The following is an 18,726-nucleotide window of genomic DNA, read 5'->3' on the forward strand; positions in this document are numbered from 1 at the left end:
TAAGGTAGTTTGGCAACTCGTTGCGCTAAGCGGATGATTGCACAAAAAAAATGCAAGGCACAAGGCCTTGCAATTTAAACGCGTCCGATCTGTTTCCGGTTTCCGGCGGCAGCGAGTAACCGCGCCTAGATCGCATCCTCCCAAGACTTTGACCGCGTAGGAGAGCGGATTTTTTTCCACCCTCTCGGTTATCAGGGCACATTAGCCTAACGCGAATGAAAATGTCACGAAGAATTTTGCCTTGAAACGGGCATTCTCGTGCTGCACTGCACAATAGTGCGGCAGGCGTTGCTTGGGAAACGACCACTAAGGCGCGCGGGGCAAATGCGGCGCCTTGGAACGCCGCGCGTTTGCCGGACGCGCGAGGTACACTGCAACAGTTTTACTCCCAGCACCGCCGTATTTTTGAAAATCAATTTCCGATTTTCGGGCCAGTGCGTCCGGGTTTCCATTCCGCCATGAAATGGCTATGAAGCCGGGGCAAGCAAGCCCGTGCCGCGCCGATTCCCGCGCGGCCATTCTCACTCACGGACCAGTCCATGCGTTTGTCGCGCTATTTCCTGCCCATTCTCAAAGAAAATCCGCGCGAGGCCGAGATCGTCTCGCACCGGCTGATGCTGCGCGCCGGCATGATCCGCCAGCAGGGGCAGGGCAGTTTCTCATGGCTGCCGCTCGGCAAGCGGGTGCTGGACAAGGTCTGCCGCATCATTCGCGAGGAGCAGGATCGCGCCGGTGCGCTGGAAATCCTGATGCCGACCATCCAGTCGGCCGATCTGTGGCGCGAAAGCGGCCGCTACGACGACTATGGCAAGGAGATGCTGCGCATCAAGGACCGGCAGGACCGCGACATGCTCTACGGCCCGACCAATGAGGAAGTGGTCACCGAGATCGTCCGCGCCTATGTCAAATCCTACAAGGACCTGCCGCTCAATCTCTACCACATCCAATGGAAGTTCCGCGACGAGGTGCGGCCGCGCTTCGGCGTCATGCGCAGCAGGGAATTCCTGATGAAGGACGCGTATTCCTTCGACCTCGACTTCGAAGACGCCAAGGCGGCCTACAACAGGATGTTCGTGTCCTATCTCAGGACCTTCACCCGCATGGGCCTGCAGGCTATCCCGATGCGAGCCGACACCGGGCCGATCGGCGGCGATCTCAGCCATGAATTCATCATCCTCGCCGACACCGGCGAGAGCCAGGTCTACTGCCACCGCGACTATCTTTCGCTTGATGTGCCCGGAGAGAAGACCGACTTCGCCAACGACGCCGAGATCGGCGACATCGTCAAGACGTGGACGACGCCTTACGCCGCCACCGACGAGATGCATGACGAGGCGGCGTGGGAAAAGATCGGCGAGAACGACAAGGTTTCGGCTCGCGGCATCGAGGTCGGCCACATCTTCCATTTCGGTGACAAATATTCCAAGCCGATGGGCGCCAAGGTGACCGGGCCCGACGGCAAGGATCATTTCGTCTCCGGCGGCTCCTACGGCATCGGTCCGTCGCGCCTTGTCGCGGCGATCATCGAAGCGAGCCACGACGACAACGGCATCATCTGGCCGGAGGCGGTGGCGCCGTTCGACATCGGGCTGATCAACATGAAGGCGGGCGACGCCGACTGCGACCGCGTCTGCGACGAGCTGCATGCCGCTTTCGTGGCCGCCGGCAAGGACGTGCTCCATGACGACACCGACCAGCGGCCCGGCGGCAAGTTCGCCACCGCCGATCTGATCGGCCTGCCGTGGCAAGTGATCGTTGGACCGCGCGGCGTGGCTGCCGGCGAGATCGAGATCAAGAATCGCAAGACCGGCGAGCGTGAGACGCTGCCGGTCGCGGACGTGAAGAAGCGCTTCGGTGTCGCCGCATGATCGAGGCGGTGGCGGCAAGATCGGCAGGCGCCGGGCCTTTTTCCATCTTCGAGCGCATGGTCGCGTGGCGCTATTTGCGCTCGCGGCGCAAGGAGACGGTGATCTCGGTGATCGCTTCGATCTCCTTCCTCGGCATCATGCTGGGGGTCGCCACGCTGATCGTGGTGATGGCGGTGATGAACGGCTTCCGCGCGGAGCTGCTGACGCGCATCCTCGGCGTCAACGGCCATCTCATCGTGCAGCCGCTCGATTCGCCGCTTGAGGACTATGCGCAGGTCGCCGGCCGCATCAACGGTGTATCAGGCGTCAAATACGCCATCCCGCTGATCGATGGCCAGGTGCTGGCGCAAGGCAATGTCGGCGGCGGAACCGGAGCGCTGGTGCGCGGCATCCGCGGCGAGGATCTCAGCAAGATCTCGATCGTTGCCAGCAACATCAAGCAGGGCTCGATCGCCGATTTCGAAACGGGCGAGGGTGTGGCCATCGGCAAGCGCATGGCCGAGAATCTCGGCTTGACGCTTGGTGACACCGTCACCTTGATCTCGCCGGACGGCGACGTGACCCCGATTGGCACGACGCCGCGCATGAAGGGCTACAAGATCGCGGCGATCTTCGAAGTCGGCATGTCGGAATATGACACTTCCATCGTCTACATGCCGTTCTCCGAGGCGCAGCTCTATTTCAACATGGACGGCCGGGCGCAGACGATCGAGATCTATGTCGACAATCCCGACGATGTCGACGCGCTGAAACCGAAGGTGGAGGCGGCGGCGCAGCGGCCGATCGATATGGTCGACTGGCGCCAACGCAACGAGACGTTCTTCTCCGCCCTGCAGGTCGAGCGCAATGTCATGTTCATGATCCTGACCCTGATCGTGCTGGTGGCGGCGTTGAACATCATCTCCGGCCTGATCATGCTGGTGAAGGACAAGGGGCATGACATTGCCATCCTGCGCACCATGGGGGCGTCGCGCGGCGCCATCCTGCGCATCTTCCTGATGACGGGTGCGGCGATCGGCGTGACGGGCACGCTCGCCGGCGTGCTGCTCGGCGTGCTGATCTGCACCAACATCGAATCGATCCGCCAGTTCTTCTCGTGGATGACCGGCAAGGTTCTGTTCAATCCGGAACTCTATTTCCTCAGCCAGTTGCCGGCGAAGATGGATCCGCGCGAGACGACCTATGTCATCCTGATGGCGCTCGGCCTGTCGTTCCTGGCAACGGTGTTTCCGGCATGGCGGGCCGCGCGCCTCGATCCCGTCGAAGCCTTGAGGTACGAGTGATGGCCGAGGCCATTATCGAGCTGAAGAGCGTCGAGCGGCACTATGTCCAGGGGCCGCGCAAGCTCACTATCTTGAACGGTGCCGATTTCTCGCTGAAGCGCGGTGAGATGGTGGCGCTGGTGGCGCCGTCGGGCACCGGCAAGTCGACGCTGTTGCACACTGCCGGCCTGCTGGAGCGTCCCGACGCCGGCGACGTCATCCTCGCCGGCCGTGCCTGCGGGCGGCTCTCCGACGACGAGCGCACGGCGATCCGCCGCAACGATGTCGGCTTCGTCTATCAGTTCCATCATTTGCTGCCGGAATTCTCGGCGCTGGAAAACATCATGATGCCGCAGCTCATCAAAGGGCTGAGCCGCAAGGAGGCGGCCGAGCGCGCGGCCCAGCTGCTCGATTACATGCAGATCGGCAAGCGCGCGTCGCACCGGCCGTCCGAGCTTTCCGGCGGCGAGCAGCAGCGCGTCGCCATTGCCCGCGCCGTTGCCAATGCGCCGCTGGTGCTGCTGGCGGATGAGCCGACCGGCAATCTCGACCCGGTCACCGCCTCCTATGTGTTCGAGGCGCTGGCGGCGCTGGTCAAGCAATCGGGCCTCGCGGCGCTGATCGCCACCCACAATCACGAGCTGGCATCGCGCATGGACCGGCGGGTGACGCTGGCAGATGGCAAAGTGGTGCCGCTCGGCTCGGGCTGACCTCGGTCTCGACAAATCATGGCGGGCTCACTGACAGTCCGCCACCGATGCCTGTTTCCGCAGCTGTCGCTCGCACCTCAACCTTTCCTTAACCTTGCCGATTTGATCGCCCGAAAATTCCTGATGTAGCCGGATTGCGCGCGTTGACATTTGAACAAAATTAGAACAAAATACGAACATATCAACAACAGGAGAGAGTTATGACCGATCTGGTTCAGGATGTCATCTCACTGGTTTGCATGAGCACCTTTCTCGTTTCCATGGCGATCTGGATCGGAGCCATGTGATTTGGCGGCGTTCGCCGCCGCTGTTCCTGAAGGGACAGGGCCGCTCCGCCGTTAAGCTTTTCTTGCCGCCGCGACGTTAGGGTGCCCTGAAAGACAGGGAGCAACGTCAGGTGTCGCCCATCGTCACGGCCATTCTCGTGGCCAGCAATCTCGGGCTGATCTTTCTCTTGATGACCGTGCCGCTTGGTCTGCGCACAGTCCGGCTCAGCCGCGTGATAGCAGCGGACCGGCAGCGCCTCTGGCAGGCGCTGTGGCCGCATGGCAGCGATGCCGGCTGGTCGGGCGAGATCCTTTCCGCCGAGGCGCCGGACGGCGAGGGCGTGGCCCGCATCACGCTGTCCTGGGAAGGACGCGACGGCAAGCCGATCGAGCGCAGGTCGCGGTTTGAAGACGTCGTCGAGGGCAGCCGCTTCTCGATGCGTGTCATCGAGGACACCGCGCTCGACGCTTCGTTCTGGAAGGACTATCGCGAAACCGCTGAACTCGTTCCCGAGGGCAACGGCACGCGGGTGACGCTCAGCCAGACCGATCGCTATCGCGGCGTTGCCTTCCTGGTGTTCCGCTATTTCGCCATGCGCCGCGAACTCGGCAAGTTGCGGCGCTGGGCGCGGACCGGGCAGTATCGCAAGGGCGGCTGGTTCGAGCATCCGCTCAGTCAGGTCGGCTTCGCCGGTCTTTCGGCGTTGATCCTGTGGCCGTTCTTCGGCCTTCACTTCGGCGGGCTGGCACTGGCCGCGATCCTGACATCGGTCGTGGCCTTGCACGAGTTCGGGCACATGGCCGCATTTCGGCTGATGGGTCACAACAGGGCACGGATGATCTTCATTCCATTGCTCGGTGGCATCGCCATTGGCGGGCGGCCCTATGACAGCCGTTTCGAGGTCGCCTTCGTGGCATTGATGGGCGCCGGCTTCTCCGCCTTCCTGGTGCCGATCGCAATCGCCGCCAGCACCTTTGCCGGCGCGGAAGGGCATCGGTTGGCGGCTGGGCTGCTGGCGACGCTGGCGGGCTTCGCCGCCCTGTTCAACATCGCCAATCTGGTGCCGGTGTGGAAGTTCGACGGCGGCCAGGTGCTGCGCCAGATCTGCCCGGGGCCGGTCGCGCTGGCGCTGGCCTCGTTCTTCCTGCTCTCGGCCTTCCTGGCGGTGGGTTGGCAGGCCGGCTTTTCTTCCAACTTTCTGCTCGCTACAGGAGCGGTGTTTTCAATTCTCAGCCTGCTGACGATGAGCAGCGGAATAAAGCCGCGCCATGAGCTGAAGCCGATCCGCACCGTCGACCGCTTCGCCATCGCCGGGGCGCTGCTGGCGGTGTTTGCTATCCATGGCTGCGGCGTTTTGTGGGCGTCGGCGCAACTCATCTGAGCTTGTCCTAGGCGGGACGATTCAGCCGGCCTTGCGTGCGGCTTCGGCGGGCAAAGCCGTGGCGGGACCGAACACGTCCTCGAAGGCGGATTTCAGCGCGAGATCAAGGTCGGCCATTGTCAGGGGAAGGCCGAGGTCGACGAGGCTGGTGACGCCGTGGTCCTGCACGCCGCAGGGCACGATGCCGCTGAAATGGTCGAGGTCCGGCTCGACATTGATGGCGATGCCGTGGAAGCTCACCCAACGCCGCAGCCTGATGCCTATTGCCGCAATCTTGTCCTCGGCCGGCGAGCCGTCCGGCAGCGTAGGGCGATCCGGCCGCACCACCCAGACGCCGACCCGGTCCTCGCGGCGCTCGCCATGCACATCGAAGGCGGCGAGCGTGCCGATGATCCACTGTTCAAGCGCGGCGACAAAGGCGCGGACATCCTCGCGCCGCCGCTTCAGGTCGAGCATGACATAGGCGACCCGCTGGCCTGGCCCATGATAGGTGTATTCGCCGCCGCGGCCGGCCGCGAAGACCGGGAAGCGGTTGGCGTCGATCAGATCCTTGTCACGGGCGCTGGTGCCGGCGGTGTAGAGCGGGGGGTGTTCGACCAGCCAGACCATTTCGCCGGCGGCCCCGCTTCGGATCGCCTCGGCGCGTGCCTCCATGAAGGCAAGCGCATCGGGATAGGCGGTGAGGCCGGGCTCGATCAGCCACTCGACCGGCGCTGAGCCGGGCAGGGGCAGGAACGACGTGGCTATCTGGCTGCGTTCTGTCATCACGGCTCTCGTCCACGGCGCGTCATTTCAAATGCGACATGCCCCGGGTGTTGTCTTGTTCATGTCGTAGTCCCGAAACCGCTCGGCGCCTTTTTGGACGACATGCCTGGTCCTTCATATGGCGGCAATCGGGCAAAACGTCCAGTTCGAGGGGCGTTTCAAGCTTCTTGACCGTTATGCCAAAATGGCTGGCGATTATTACGTGTCGCGCACTTGTTTCGCCGGAAACGATTTGCTACACGCCGCGAGCCGGTCGGTTCCGGCTCTACCACGTGCGGTCGTGGCGGAATTGGTAGACGCGCAGCGTTGAGGTCGCTGTGGGGCAACCCGTGGAAGTTCGAGTCTTCTCGACCGCACCAAAGTTTCCCTAAACAATATTGATTCTGGAGAGCCGGGGCGGCAAGCGATGACATGTCGCGGCCACAGGCTTCCCGAGGGTCGAAACGGCAGCGGCGGCGCGTCATTCAGACCACGCCGCCACTTCGCTTTTTCAGGTGCCCCGAAAGCCGGCTTGATCGTGGAAATCAGGCGGCCTTCTTCCGGGCCAGGGTATCGGCCACGACCTCGCCGAAAGACGATGGCGTCGGCACGATGGCGACGCCGGCCTCTTTCAGGATTTCGACCTTTTCCTGCGCCGATTCGCCGAAGGCCGAGATGATGGCGCCGGCATGGCCCATGCGCCGGCCTTTTGGCGCGGAGAGCCCGGCGATGTAGGCGATCAGCGGCTTGCGCATGTTGTCGCGCGCCCAGATCGCTGCTTCCGCCTCCTGCGGTCCGCCGATCTCGCCGATCATCACCACGGCATCGGTTTCGTCGTCCTGCTCGAACAGCTTCAGAATGTCCTTGAAAGACGAGCCGTTGATCGGATCGCCGCCGATGCCGACGCTGGTCGAGACGCCGATGCCAAGCGCCTTCATCTGCGAGGCGGCCTCATAGCCGAGCGTGCCCGAACGCCCCACGATGCCGACGCGGCCGGGGAGGTAGATGCTGCCCGGCATGATGCCCATCAGTGCCTGCCCGGGCGTAATCACCCCGGCGCAGTTAGGCCCGATCAGCCGCATGCGGTCCTCAAAACGGTAGCGGCGCATGTAGCGCTTGACCTGCATCATGTCCTGCGAGGGGATGCCGTCGGTGATACAGACGCAGAGTTTTATCCCGGCATCCGCGGCTTCCATGATGGAGTCGGCGGCGAAAGGCGGCGGCACGAAGACGATGCTGGCCTCGGCGCGGGTTTCGCGAACGGCTCCCTTGACGGTGTTGAAAACGGGCAGGCCGAGATGCGTCTGCCCGCCCTTGCCAGGCGTCACGCCGCCGACGAGCTTGGTGCCGTAGCGCTTCATGTCCTCGGCATGGAAGCTGCCGATCTTGCCGGTAAACCCCTGGACGATGACGCGCGTGCTGCGATTGAGCAGGATTGCCATTTCGAACTCCCTCAGCTTGCTTTCTTGAGCGACACCGCGCGCCAGGCGGCGACGGCTTTTTCGGCGGCTTCCGCCAGCGTGTCGGCAACGATCACCGCCTCGCCGGAATCGGCAAGGATGCGGCGCCCTTCCTCGACCTTGGTGCCGGCAAGCCGCACCACCAATGGCACGTTGACGCCGACTTCGCGGATCGCCTTGACGACGCCCTCGGCGACCCAGTCGCAGCGGTTGATGCCGGCGAAGATGTTGACCAGGATGGTCTCGACATTCTTGTCACCAAGCACGGCACGGAACGATTTCGCGACCCGCTCCGGCGAGGCGCCGCCGCCGATGTCCAGGAAGTTCGCCGGCTCGCCGCCGGCGATCTTGATCATGTCCATCGTTGCCATGGCGAGGCCGGCGCCGTTGATGATGCAGCCGATATTGCCATCGAGGCCGACATAGGAGAGGCCGCGGTCGCTGGCGAAGGTTTCGCGAGGGTCTTCCTGGCTCTTGTCGCGCAGCTCGGAGATTTCCGGCCGCCGGTACAACGCGTTCTCGTCGAACGACATCTTGGCGTCGAGCGCGACGAGGTTGCCGTCGCGGGTGACCACCAGCGGATTGATCTCCAGCATCGAGGCGTCGTAGTCGCGGAACACCTGGTAGCAGCTGAAGATGGTTTCGGTCGCCTTGCCGATCAGGCTCTGATCCAGGCCAAGCCCGAAGGCGATCTCGCGCGCCTGGAAGCGCTGCATGCCGACGCCGGGATCGACCGTGGTCCGGATGATGGAATCCGGCGCCCTCTCGACGATATCCTCGATCTCCATGCCGCCGGCGGCCGACGCCACGATCATGACGCGCTCCTCTTTTCGGTCGAGAACGAAGCCGACATACAGTTCCTGCGCGATGTCGACGGCCTCCTCGAGATAGAGCCGCGAAATCAGCTTGCCGCGCGGGCCGGTCTGCTGGGTCACCAGCTTGCGGCCGAGCATGGCTTCCGCCGCGTCCGAGATTTCCTCGTCATTGGCGCAGAGCTTGATGCCGCCGGCCTTGCCGCGGGCACCGGAATGGACCTGCGCCTTCAGCACCCATTTGCCGCCGCCGATCTCGCGGGCGCGGTAGGTCGCCTGCTCGGGGCTGTAGGCGAGGCCGCCGCACGGGACGTGAACCCCGTGACGGGCGAGCAGTTCCTTGGCCTGATACTCGTGAATGTCCATCTTGTCCTCCCTAAGCAGTCAATGCGTGGCGACGCGTGATTGGCTGGCGCGTTCGATTGCTTCGTTGACCACCAATACGTTCCTCGCCATGCGCTCCGACGCGGCATCGATCATCTTGCCGTCGAGCGCGGCCGCTCCCTTACCCAGCGCCTCGGCCTCCTTCAGCACTTCGAGGATGCGCCTGGCGCGCGTGACCTCCTTTTCCGGCGGCGAGAAGACGTCATTGGCGAGCGCGATCTGCGAGGGGTGGATGGCCCATTTGCCTTCGATGCCGAGCGCAGCCGCGCGCTTTGCCCCAGCGATGTAACCTTCCGGGTCGGAGAAATCGCCGAATGGTCCGTCGATGGCGCGCAGGCCGTAGGCCCTGCAGGCGACGGTCATCCGCGACAGAGCGAAGTGCCACTGGTCGCCGGGATAGTCCGGGTTGAGGCCGCCGATGTTGACGGTTCGCGCCTTGCAACTCGCGGCATAGTCGGCGACGCCGAAATGCATTGCCTCCAGGCGGCCTGATGTCGCGGCGATCGCCTCGACATTGGCCATGCCGAGTGCCGTCTCGATGAGCGCTTCCAGTCCGACACGGGTCTTGTAGCCCTTGGCCATCTCGATCTGGTTGACCATGGCCTCGACCATGTAGAGGTCGGCCGGCACACCGACTTTCGGCACCAGGATCGTGTCCAGCCGGTCGCCGGCCTGTTCCATCACGTCGACCACGTCGCGGTACATGTAATGTGTGTCGAGGCCGTTGATGCGCACCGAAACGGTCTTGCCCTTGGCGCGCCAGTCGATGTCGTTGAGCGCCTGAATGATGTTCTTGCGGGCGCGTTCCTTGTCCGGCGGAGCCACCGCGTCCTCGATGTCGAGGAAGACGAAGTCGGCGGCGCTGTTCGCCGCCTTGTCGATCATCTCCGGGCTTGAGCCGGGAACCGCGAGTTCGCTGCGTTGCAGTCTCAGTTTCTTCAGATGGTTGATGGTGTGGCTCATGGTCGGCTCCCCCTCACGCGGCTTCGGCGACAGGCACTGCGGCCGAAGCGCGAAAATGCTGGATGGCGGCGCCGACGCCGGAGCCCGGCGCCAGCTGCACGCCGCAATCGAGGAGCGCCATTTCCGCCGCTGACAGCGAGGCGAGCACCATGACTTCGTTCAGCCAACCGAGATGGCCGATACGGAAGACCTTGCCGAACACCTTGTTGAGCCCGCCGCCGAGCGACGTCCGGTAAGTCTGGGAGGCGCGCTTGACGACGTCGGCGCTGTCGATGCCTTCCGGCACGAGGATGGCGCTGACGGTGTCGGAGTGCCATTTCGGCGCCTTCGCGCAAAGCTTCAAGCCCCAGGCGTCGACCGCCTTGCGCACGCCTTCGGCGAGGCGATGGTGACGGACGAAGATGTTGTCGAGCCCTTCGTCGGCGATCAGATCGAGCGAGGCGCGCAGGCCGCGCAGCAATTGTGTCGCCGGCGTGTAGGGGAAATAGCCGGCGTCGTTGGCGCGGATCATGTCCTCGAACGAGAAGAAGCAGCGTCGGTGGGTAGCCATCCTCGAGGCGACGAGCGCCTTCTTGCTGACTGAGAGGAAGCCGAGGCCGGCCGGCAGCATGAAACCTTTTTGCGAACCGCTGACAGCGCAGTCGACGCCCCATTCCTCCTGCCGAAAATCGATCGAGCCGATCGACGACACACCGTCGACAAAGAGCAGGGCAGGGTGATCAGCGGCGTCGAGCACGGCGCGGCAGCCGGCGACGTCGCTGGTGACGCCGGTCGCGGTCTCGTTCTGCGTGCAGAAGACCGCTTTGATGCGATGCGCCTTGTCCGCCTTCAGCTTTTCAGCATAGAGGTCGAGCGGCACGCCGGTTCCCCATTCGCAGTCGATCACGTCCACCTCGAAACCGAGGCGCTCGGCCATGTCGACCCACAGATGCGAGAACTGGCCGAAGCGCGACATCAGCACGCGGTCGCCGGGGCTGAGAACATTGGTCATCGCCGCTTCCCAGGCACCGGTGCCGGACGACGGGTAGATGAAGACGCGGCCGGTCTCGTTCTTGAAGACCCGTCGGATGTCTTCAAACAGCGGCAACATGAAATCAGGGAATGATGCGGCGCGCATATCCTCCATCGGGAGGTTCATCGCTTGCCGGACCTGCTCCGGGATGTTGGTGGGTCCTGGAATGAAAAGATGGGTGAACCCAGCCATGCGCGAACTCCTCCTAGTGCCAGAATTCGTGGCGAGTGCCAGAATTTGTGGAGTGAGTGTCGTTTCGGCGGCGCTCGGCAACAACACCTTGCCGGGTAAATTGTCGCCGCGCGTGGGTGGGCTCGACCTACCCGAAAGGCTGCTTGGGACTGCGGCGCCTCTCGCTCGAATAGAGCGCGACGGCCATCGCCCGGTTGCGGACATCAAGCTTGTCGTAAAGATTCTTGAGGTGGTACTTCACGGTATTTTCCGAGATACCGGTCCGTGTCGCGATCTGAAGATTGGTCCAACCGTCGGACAGCACCGCCAGCAGTTCGCGCTCACGAACGGTGAGCTGCGATAGCGGCGTGTCGTTGACCTTGTTGATGTCGATATAGGGGATGCAGATTCGGCCGTGCGCGACGGCCAGGATCGTGTCGAAGATGATCGGCGGATCGTCGAACTGGAAGCAGTAGCCCTGCGCGCCGAGCCGCACGCATTGCTTCAGGATGCCGATGTCGTGGTCATTGGAAAAGACCGTGATGCGCACATCGAACTTGCGGCTCTGGACCTCGGCAAGGACATCGGCGCCATCCATGTCGGCGAGCTTCCAGCCGATGACGGCGACATCGAACTCGGCCTCCGCCGCCAGGTCCAGGAAATGCCTGCCGCTTTGCACGGAGGCCACAAGCTCGAAACGCCCATCGCAGTCCAGCATTTCACGCAGCGCCGATATGACGAGCGGATTGCGTTCGGCGACGACGACGCGGACGCGCCTCGCTTCGATTGCCTTTTTCGTTGTCTCCGGCTTTATCTTCAAGGACGTCCGGTTGCTCTGGTTGCGGAGATAGGCGGATCCAAGTGTTCGCCTTGGAGCCGGTACCAGGACAATTCTGACCCAATCGCGCTGGCGTGCTCTTTCCCCAGCGACATGCGCTGTCGCGTGTCCTGAACCGGAACCCGGCCGGTTTTTGACAGTATAGGTATTGTCCGGGTGAACGTACGCGATACCTTTCCTGGTGAAGCAGGCGAGGTGGGAAAGCACCCATTTCGTTTGATATTCCGAGCGTTAGAGCGATAAGTTCTCAAATCGAATCGTGCCGACGTCCATCTCCGTCAGAACGCCGGATTTTCCCAAAACCGGTTTCCACTTTTGGGTTCGATGCTCTAGACCTGATTTGCACCTTTTCCAGGATTGCGATGGCGGGAGGCGCTGGTGGAAGGCCAGGACGAACGGACGACCGGCGCCAGGGCCGCCGAGGAGCACCACGCCGACATCTATGGCGAGGACGGCGCCGTCCTTTCGTCCTTCCTTGCCCAGATTGGTGCGGCGATCGCCGATCGCGACACGCTCACGCTGAAGCGTGAAGTCGATGATCTGCATCAATCGGAACTCGGCGATCTGCTCGAGGCGCTGCACCCCGACCAGCGCCGCGCGCTGGTCGAACTGTTGGGCGCCGACTTCGACTTCTCCGCGCTGACCGAGGTCGATGAGGCGATCCGCATGGAGATCGTCGACAATCTGCCCAATGCGCGGATTGCCCAAGCGGTGCAGGAGCTCGATTCCGACGACGCTGTCTACATTCTCGAGGATCTCGACCAGGAAGACCAGGACGAGATCCTGTCGCAGCTGCCGTTCACCGAGCGGATCAGGCTGCGCCGCTCGCTCGATTACCCGGAGGAGACGGCCGGCCGCCGCATGCAGACGGAGTTCGTCGCGGTGCCGCCGTTCTGGACGATCGGCCAGACCATCGACTACATGCGCGAGGACAACAACCTGCCCGAGCGCTTTAGCCAGATATTCGTCATCGATCCGAGCTTCAAGCTGCTTGGCGCCATCGACCTCGACCAGATCCTGCGCACCAAGCGCTCGGTCAAGGTCGAGGAGGTGATGCACGAGACGCGGCACGCCATTCCCGCCACCATGGACCAGGAAGAGGCGGCGCGGGAATTCGAGCAGTACGATCTTTTGTCGGCCGCCGTCGTCGACGAGAACGAACGGCTGGTCGGCGTGCTGACCATCGACGATGTCGTCGACGTCATCCAGCAGGAGGCCGAGGAAGACCTGATGCGCATGGGCGGCGTCGGCGACGAAGAGCTTTCCGACAGTATCTTTTCGACCTCGCGCTCGCGCGTTCCGTGGTTGCTGATCAACCTTTTGACCGCGTTCCTGGCGGCCTCGGTGATCAGCCTGTTCGACCGCACGATCGAACATATCGTGGCGCTGGCGGTGCTGATGCCGATCGTCGCCGGCATGGGCGGCAATGCCGGCTCGCAGACCATGACCGTCACCGTGCGGGCGCTGGCGACCAGGGATCTCGACATCTACAACGCCAGCCGCATCATTCGCCGCGAGATGGGTGTCGGCTTCATCAACGGCATTATCTTCGCCGTCCTGATCGGTATCGTCGCGGCGGCCTGGTTCCGCGATCCCAATCTGGGCGGCATCATCGCGGCGGCGATGATTATCAACATGTTCGTGGCCGCCTTGGCCGGCATCCTGATCCCGCTGCTGCTCGACCGTTTCAAGGTCGATCCAGCGGTTGCTTCCGCGGTCTTCGTCACCACCGTTACCGATGTCGTCGGCTTCTTTGCGTTTCTGGGCATCGCCACATGGTGGTTCGGCGTGCCTTGACGTGCGCCCTCAATTGACTTTTACGTAAACGCCGTGCGAGGCTGACGCGGGGCGCCATGTCGATTCCGGCATGGCATGGGTTTGGTTCGGGACGGAGGCGACGCCGGATGGCGATCGCCAGAATTCCGGCGTGTGGGAGTGATAATGCGGGAATATTATTCGATCACCGAGTTGACTCGCGAGTTCGACGTATCGACGCGGACGCTGCGCTTCTATGAGGATGAAGGACTGGTGCAGCCGGTGCGGCGTGGCCGCACACGGCTATTTCGCCCGTCCGATCGTCACCTCATCCGGCAAATCATGCGCGGCAAGAGGCTTGGCTTTTCGATCAACGAAATCCGCGAAATCATCCAGATGTACAAGGAGCCTCCCGGCGAGGTCGGTCAACTCAAGCTGATGATCAAGCGCATCGAAGAAAAGCGCGAGGATCTCAGGCAGAAGCGCCGCGACCTCGAGGAAACGCTCGCCGAACTCGACCAGGCCGAGGAATCTTGTGTCGAGCGGCTCGTCGAACTCGGCGTCAATACGTAACGGGTCTTCAAATCCAGCGCCGCACGCGTTTCGCGTAGTCGCGGTATTTCTTGCCGAACTTCGCCGCCAGCACTTTTTCCTCGCGCTCGATCGCCACCTTCTGCGTGGCGTAGGCCGCGATGAACGCCAGCGGCAGGAACCACGCAATGCCCGAGACAAAGGCGACGCCGATCAACAGCAGCGTGTTGGCCAGATACATCGGATTGCGGGTGATGCCGAAGGGGCCTGACGTGACGAGGTGATCGGGCACCGCGTTGGGGTTGAGCGTGGTCTTGGCCCGGATCATGGTGCGGATCGCGGTGAACCAGAGCGCCGCGACACCGAAAAGTGCCACCCAGCCGGCGGCGAAAAGAATATCGCCCAAGAGGTCGCCGATCCAGGGCAGGGGATAGAGCAGGCCCAGCGCGATGCTGATGGCGATGGCGGCGATGTAGATCAGCGGCGGCCATGGTATGAGCCCCGGCTTCGGCTGGTTCTCGGTCATTTGGCCCCTTCCTCCATCAATTTGCTGTCGGTTTTGGCGGTGCACATGCCGGCAAGGTCGGACAGGTGCGCCTTCCATTCCGCGGTCTGGTCGTTGTTGTAGAGCCTATCAAGCGTAGCCTCGCCCTCGAGCGTATCGAGCATGCAGACACAGTAGCTCGAACAGAACTCGGTGTCGCGCGACTGCTCGCAGGACAGCTGGCAGGTTTTCAGGAAATTCACCTGCGGGGTTTCGACCTGTGCCGGCATGATCTGCGAGAACAGCCACACGCAGCCGATCAGCAATGGCTGGTGGATCAGGTAGAAGGCCAGGCTGTGCCGGCCGATGAAGACCAGCGGGTTGGCCCAGCGTCCGGGCGCCAGATCCGCCAGCCGCGTCAAGAAACCCGCGGCCGTGGCAAGCTTAGTGATGCCGATGCCTATAAGCACGGCGCCGAACCACGGAAACAGCGGAACGTAGTCGTTGGAACGCGGATTGATCGCCGACAGGCCGACCCACCACAGCCACGGATGATCGAAGGCCTCGAAGCGCAGATAGACCGGCGCCGCGATGACCAGCGCGGCAATTACCAAAGTCAGCAAGGCCGGCAGGCGAAGAAACAGCAGACCGAGCAGGCTGGCCAGCGCGATCTCGTGCAGGATGCCGAAGAAGATGAAGCCGTCCGGCGTGGCGATGCGGGTGGCGACAGAAATCGCGATCGCGGCTCCGGCGACCATGGCGAACCGCTTCCAAAAGCCGTTCCAGCGGATTTGTCGGCCATGGGCGAGATACAGGCTGACGCCGACCAGGAACAGGAAGGTCGAGGCGATGCAGCGCGCGTAGATTTTCCACCAGCCAAAGGCGGTCAGGCCGGGATCGGTGTAGCCGAAGAACTCCAGATCCCAGGTGAAATGGTAGCTCGCCATGGCGATCAGCGCGATGCCGCGCACGATGTCGATAGCGACGATGCGCTTTGGTCGATCCTGGACGGGTGCGGTCGGCGTTTGGATGGTCATGGTCTCGCATTCTGATTCAGCCCCGCAAAACGACTATCACGGTTGCACCGGGCAAAAGAAGGCCGGGCACCTGACAACGCGGACTGGATCAGGCGCCGCTTTAGGCCAGTGGCGGAAAGCCTTTGGCCGACTTCGCTTTTTGCCGGGTATGCGTCGGTTTCCTCTTATTGGCGTCGGCATCGCCACGGCAGATTCGACCCGGCAAATCCGCCTCGGGGAGAGCAATGTCCACTCATGTGCGTCATCCGATCTGGCTTCCGGCCCTCAAGGCCGCGGACGCGCGCACCTTCGCCTCGCTCTATGCGGTCGAATCCTTCTCCCGCGCCACGGTCTCGAGCGTCATCCCGATCCAGGCCTACGAGATCCTGCACAATGAGCAGGTCGTCTCGATCCTCTACACCATCGTGGCGATGCTCGGCCTGTCGGTGACGCTGTTCATGCCGATGCTGATCCGCCGCTTTGCCCGCCGCTGGGTCTACACGGCAGGCGCCTGCCTGCTGGCCATCGGCTCGCTGTTCTTCGTCACGCATACGCTTGCCGGGCAACTGGCCGGCATGCTGTGCCGTGTGATGGGCGCCAGCGCGCTGTCGATCACGCTCAACCTCTACATCATGGACCACATCCGTAAGACGGATTTCATGCAGGCCGAATCGCTGCGCATGGCGTGGTCGATGCTGGCCTGGACCGGCGGGCCGACGCTCGGCATCTTCCTTTACACACGCTTCGGCATCTATGCCGCGCATGGCGCCGTGGCGATCTTCGCCCAGGCTTTGCTGGCGCTGTTCTGGACCTACCGGCTCGGCGACAACCCTTCGATTCGTCCGGGCAAGACGCGCCCGGTCAATCCGCTCGCCAATATCGGCCGCTTCGTCGCGCAGCCCAGGCTCAGACTGGCCTGGCTGATTGCTTTCGGCCGCTCCTGTTTCTGGACGACCTTCTTCGTCTATGGGCCACTGTTCATGGTCATCACCGGCGAAGGCAAGCTGGCCGGCGGCATGCTGGTTTCGGCCGGCAACGCGCTGCTGTTCATGGCCATCTTCTGGGGCAAGGCAGGAAAGCGCTTCGGCGGCCGCAGGACAATGACGTTTGCCTATTTCGCCATGTCGGCCATGCTGCTGGCGGCAGGCTTTGTCGGTGAGACCGTGCCGCTGCTTGCCGGCGCCTTCCTGCTTGGCGGCGCCTTCTTCACCATCGCGCTAGACGCACTCGGCTCGACCGCCTTCATGCGCTCGGTACGCTCCTATGAAAGATCGCAGATGGCGGCGGTCTACCGGACCTATCTCGACTTTTCCGAACTGACGCCGCCGCTGGTCTATTCGGTGGTGCTGGCCTTTTTCGGGCTGGGCTCGGTGTTCGTCACGCTCGGCCTGCTGGCGGCGGTTTGCGGTCTTGTGACGTGGCGCTACCTGCCGAAATCGCTTTGATCTTCAGGGCTTTGATGGAAGTGCCGCATGCCGAGGTGCCTGCATCCCAACAGGTCGATGACGGCAGCGACGGTTCGGCCCGAGTCGGGCCGTTGTAGGGATCGCGCTCGCCGGCAATGGGCTGCCTGGCTGGCTTCGTGTGAAGGTGTCAGCCGATACAAGGCCAAGAAAATGTCAATTGCGGCACCGGCGGCCCTTGTCTGGCGCGACGCATTCGCGATGATTGCCGGCGGAATTTGGTTTGCCGGAGGCGAGGATTCTGCCTATAGTCGCTCATGTCGTCGGTTCCATTTTGGAGCCAAGAGGGAATGCGGTGAGGGCGGGTTTCGCCCAATGCCGTGGCTGCCCCCGCAACTGTGTGCGGTAGTCCTCTCCATATGCCACTGAAGATTTTTCTTCGGGAAGGTGGGGAAGGGCGCTGATCCGCGAGCCAGGAGACCTGCCGGCGACAGGAAACTGACTTCGATGCCCTCGGGTGGAGGGCGAAAGGACAAGATATGACTACCGCTTCCGTCTCCCTCGGCGCCTCCGTCTCCTCGCAGTCGCGCTTCATGCAACTCGCTCTTGCTGCGTTTCTCGGCATCTTCGTGATGGGCTTTGTCGGCTTCTCGCATATCGATGCGGTCCACAATGCGGCTCACGACTATCGCCATTCGATGGCGTTTCCCTGCCACTGACGAGGATCTGACATCATGAACCTGTTTCGCAACGTCGTGTTCATCGCGGCGATCGCAGGGCTTGTGGCCGGTGTCGTTCTCGCCTGCATGCAGGCCTACGCCACTGTGCCGCTTATCCTGAAGGCGGAAGTCTACGAACAGGCTGGCGGTGGCCACAGCCACGACCATGCCGCCGCACCGGCCGCAACGGATACCACCGCCATGAGCACTGCGGCGCCGGCCCCGGTGGAAGCGACTGCTCCGGCGGGAGACGAGGGTTGGGCGCCGGCGGACGGTTTCGAGCGTTTCGCCTTCAGCGTGCTTGCCAACATCGTCACCGGCATCGGTTTCGCACTGATCCTGGTCGCGGTCTCCGAATTCGCCGGCGGCATCGGTGGTTGGCGTCAAGGCGTATTCTGGGGCTTGGCCGGCTTTGCCGTTTTCACGCTGGCGCCGGGTCTTGGCCTGCCGCCGGAACTGCCGGCCATGCCTGCGGCCGACCTCACCCAGCGCCAGATCTGGTGGACGGCAACCGTGGTGGCGACCGCCATCGGGCTTGGCCTGATCGCCTTCCGCAAGTCGCTGCCGCTGGCGATCCTGGCCGTGGCCTTGATCGTCGCACCGCATATCGTCGGAGCACCGCAGCCCGACAGTTTCGAGACGCTGATCCCGGAAGGCCTGCATCACCAATTCGTGGTGGCGGTGACGCTGACCAATCTGGTGTTCTGGCTGGTGCTCGGCGCGGTGGTCGGCGTGGTGCGCGGACGCTTCACCGGTACGGCGACCAGCTTGCGCGGCAGCTTTGCCTGACAGCAAGCTCACCTTCATCATCGGTGGTGGGCGCGCCCGCCACCGCGCCCGCGCCCCCATAGCGGCGGCCGGCGTGCCCGCGCCCAGGGGCGATATAGCCCCCGCGGCCCCCCGTTATGACGAGATTGGCGAGCGCAACGCCCGGCCCCCCCCGCCG

17 protein-coding genes, 1 tRNA gene and 1 riboswitch are annotated in these 18,726 nt (G+C 63.2%); of the genes, 10 read left to right on the top strand and 8 right to left on the bottom strand.

Translation table 11 applies throughout. The annotated features are described in order from the left end of the window. Window positions 1-539: 539 nt before the first annotated feature. The 4 genes from proS (at window position 540) to NKG99_RS23220 (ending at window position 5,488) form a co-directional block, all read left to right on the top strand. Complete coding sequence (proS, locus tag NKG99_RS23205; protein WP_352870981.1) at window positions 540-1,868, top strand: proline--tRNA ligase; 1,329 nt, start codon at window positions 540-542, stop codon at window positions 1,866-1,868. Next, entirely contained in the window at window positions 1,865-3,151 is a 1,287-nt protein-coding gene (locus NKG99_RS23210) for a lipoprotein-releasing ABC transporter permease subunit (RefSeq protein ID WP_352870982.1), read from the top strand. Before proS ends, NKG99_RS23210 begins: the two co-directional genes overlap by 4 nt. After that, on the top strand, window positions 3,148-3,840 hold the full coding sequence (locus NKG99_RS23215; RefSeq protein WP_352870983.1) for an ABC transporter ATP-binding protein: 693 nt from the start codon (window positions 3,148-3,150) through the stop codon (window positions 3,838-3,840). Before NKG99_RS23210 ends, NKG99_RS23215 begins: the two co-directional genes overlap by 4 nt. Before the next feature lie 397 nt (window positions 3,841-4,237). After that, window positions 4,238-5,488, top strand: a complete 1,251-nt coding sequence (locus NKG99_RS23220) for a site-2 protease family protein (RefSeq protein ID WP_352870984.1) — start codon at window positions 4,238-4,240, stop codon at window positions 5,486-5,488. 21 nt (window positions 5,489-5,509) lie between these two features. Here NKG99_RS23220 and lipB read toward each other — a convergent pair whose 3' ends face one another. Further along, window positions 5,510-6,253, bottom strand: coding sequence for a lipoyl(octanoyl) transferase LipB (gene lipB / locus NKG99_RS23225; RefSeq protein ID WP_352870985.1), 744 nt, complete (start codon window positions 6,251-6,253; stop codon window positions 5,510-5,512). Between the two features lie 274 nt (window positions 6,254-6,527). Here lipB and NKG99_RS23230 point away from each other — a divergent pair. Then, window positions 6,528-6,612, top strand: a tRNA-Leu gene (locus NKG99_RS23230). A 165-nt stretch (window positions 6,613-6,777) separates the two neighbouring features. Here NKG99_RS23230 and sucD read toward each other — a convergent pair. From sucD to NKG99_RS23255, 5 genes are all read right to left on the bottom strand, one after another. Further along, the gene (gene sucD, locus NKG99_RS23235) at window positions 6,778-7,674 is read right to left on the bottom strand and encodes a succinate--CoA ligase subunit alpha (protein ID WP_352870986.1); all 897 of its coding nucleotides are present in this window, start codon (window positions 7,672-7,674) and stop codon (window positions 6,778-6,780) included. An 11-nt stretch (window positions 7,675-7,685) separates the two neighbouring features. Beyond that, window positions 7,686-8,870 (bottom strand): malate--CoA ligase subunit beta, encoded by a 1,185-nt coding sequence (locus tag NKG99_RS23240; protein ID WP_502911000.1) that lies wholly within the window; start codon window positions 8,868-8,870, stop codon window positions 7,686-7,688. Between the two features lie 18 nt (window positions 8,871-8,888). Next, window positions 8,889-9,851: an HpcH/HpaI aldolase/citrate lyase family protein gene (locus NKG99_RS23245; protein ID WP_352870987.1), complete on the bottom strand. Its 963-nt coding sequence runs from the start codon at window positions 9,849-9,851 to the stop codon at window positions 8,889-8,891. A 13-nt stretch (window positions 9,852-9,864) separates the two neighbouring features. Beyond that, window positions 9,865-11,055 (bottom strand): aminotransferase class V-fold PLP-dependent enzyme, encoded by a 1,191-nt coding sequence (locus NKG99_RS23250; protein ID WP_352870988.1) that lies wholly within the window; start codon window positions 11,053-11,055, stop codon window positions 9,865-9,867. Between the two features lie 127 nt (window positions 11,056-11,182). Further along, window positions 11,183-11,854, bottom strand: a complete 672-nt coding sequence (locus NKG99_RS23255; protein WP_352870989.1) for a LuxR C-terminal-related transcriptional regulator — start codon at window positions 11,852-11,854, stop codon at window positions 11,183-11,185. Between the two features lie 396 nt (window positions 11,855-12,250). Between NKG99_RS23255 and mgtE the strand changes: the two genes are divergently transcribed. Further along, window positions 12,251-13,669, top strand: coding sequence for a magnesium transporter (gene mgtE / locus NKG99_RS23260; RefSeq protein ID WP_352870990.1), 1,419 nt, complete (start codon window positions 12,251-12,253; stop codon window positions 13,667-13,669). A 144-nt stretch (window positions 13,670-13,813) separates the two neighbouring features. Continuing rightward, window positions 13,814-14,200: a MerR family transcriptional regulator gene (locus NKG99_RS23265; protein WP_006203215.1), complete on the top strand. Its 387-nt coding sequence runs from the start codon at window positions 13,814-13,816 to the stop codon at window positions 14,198-14,200. A gap of 7 nt (window positions 14,201-14,207) precedes the next feature. Here NKG99_RS23265 and NKG99_RS23270 read toward each other — a convergent pair whose 3' ends face one another. Further along, window positions 14,208-14,684 (bottom strand): methyltransferase family protein, encoded by a 477-nt coding sequence (locus NKG99_RS23270; RefSeq protein ID WP_352870992.1) that lies wholly within the window; start codon window positions 14,682-14,684, stop codon window positions 14,208-14,210. After that, window positions 14,681-15,679: a heparan-alpha-glucosaminide N-acetyltransferase gene (locus NKG99_RS23275; RefSeq protein WP_352870993.1), complete on the bottom strand. Its 999-nt coding sequence runs from the start codon at window positions 15,677-15,679 to the stop codon at window positions 14,681-14,683. Before NKG99_RS23275 ends, NKG99_RS23270 begins: the two co-directional genes overlap by 4 nt. Window positions 15,680-15,903: 224 nt before the next feature. Between NKG99_RS23275 and NKG99_RS23280 the strand changes: the two genes are divergently transcribed. The 3 genes from NKG99_RS23280 to NKG99_RS23290 all read left to right on the top strand — a co-directional run bounded on the left by NKG99_RS23280 (window position 15,904) and on the right by NKG99_RS23290 (window position 18,569). Next, window positions 15,904-17,103 (top strand): MFS transporter, encoded by a 1,200-nt coding sequence (locus NKG99_RS23280; protein WP_352870994.1) that lies wholly within the window; start codon window positions 15,904-15,906, stop codon window positions 17,101-17,103. A 265-nt stretch (window positions 17,104-17,368) separates the two neighbouring features. After that, window positions 17,369-17,564: riboswitch (cobalamin riboswitch) on the top strand. A 36-nt stretch (window positions 17,565-17,600) separates the two neighbouring features. Further along, window positions 17,601-17,780, top strand: a complete 180-nt coding sequence (locus tag NKG99_RS23285) for a CbtB domain-containing protein (RefSeq protein WP_109667912.1) — start codon at window positions 17,601-17,603, stop codon at window positions 17,778-17,780. 15 nt (window positions 17,781-17,795) lie between these two features. Next, on the top strand, window positions 17,796-18,569 hold the full coding sequence (locus NKG99_RS23290) for a CbtA family protein (protein ID WP_352870995.1): 774 nt from the start codon (window positions 17,796-17,798) through the stop codon (window positions 18,567-18,569). Window positions 18,570-18,726 lie beyond the last annotated feature (157 nt).

This window comes from Mesorhizobium sp. M1409 (genome assembly GCF_040317535.1).
Taxonomy (GTDB): Bacteria; Pseudomonadota; Alphaproteobacteria; order Rhizobiales; family Rhizobiaceae; genus Mesorhizobium.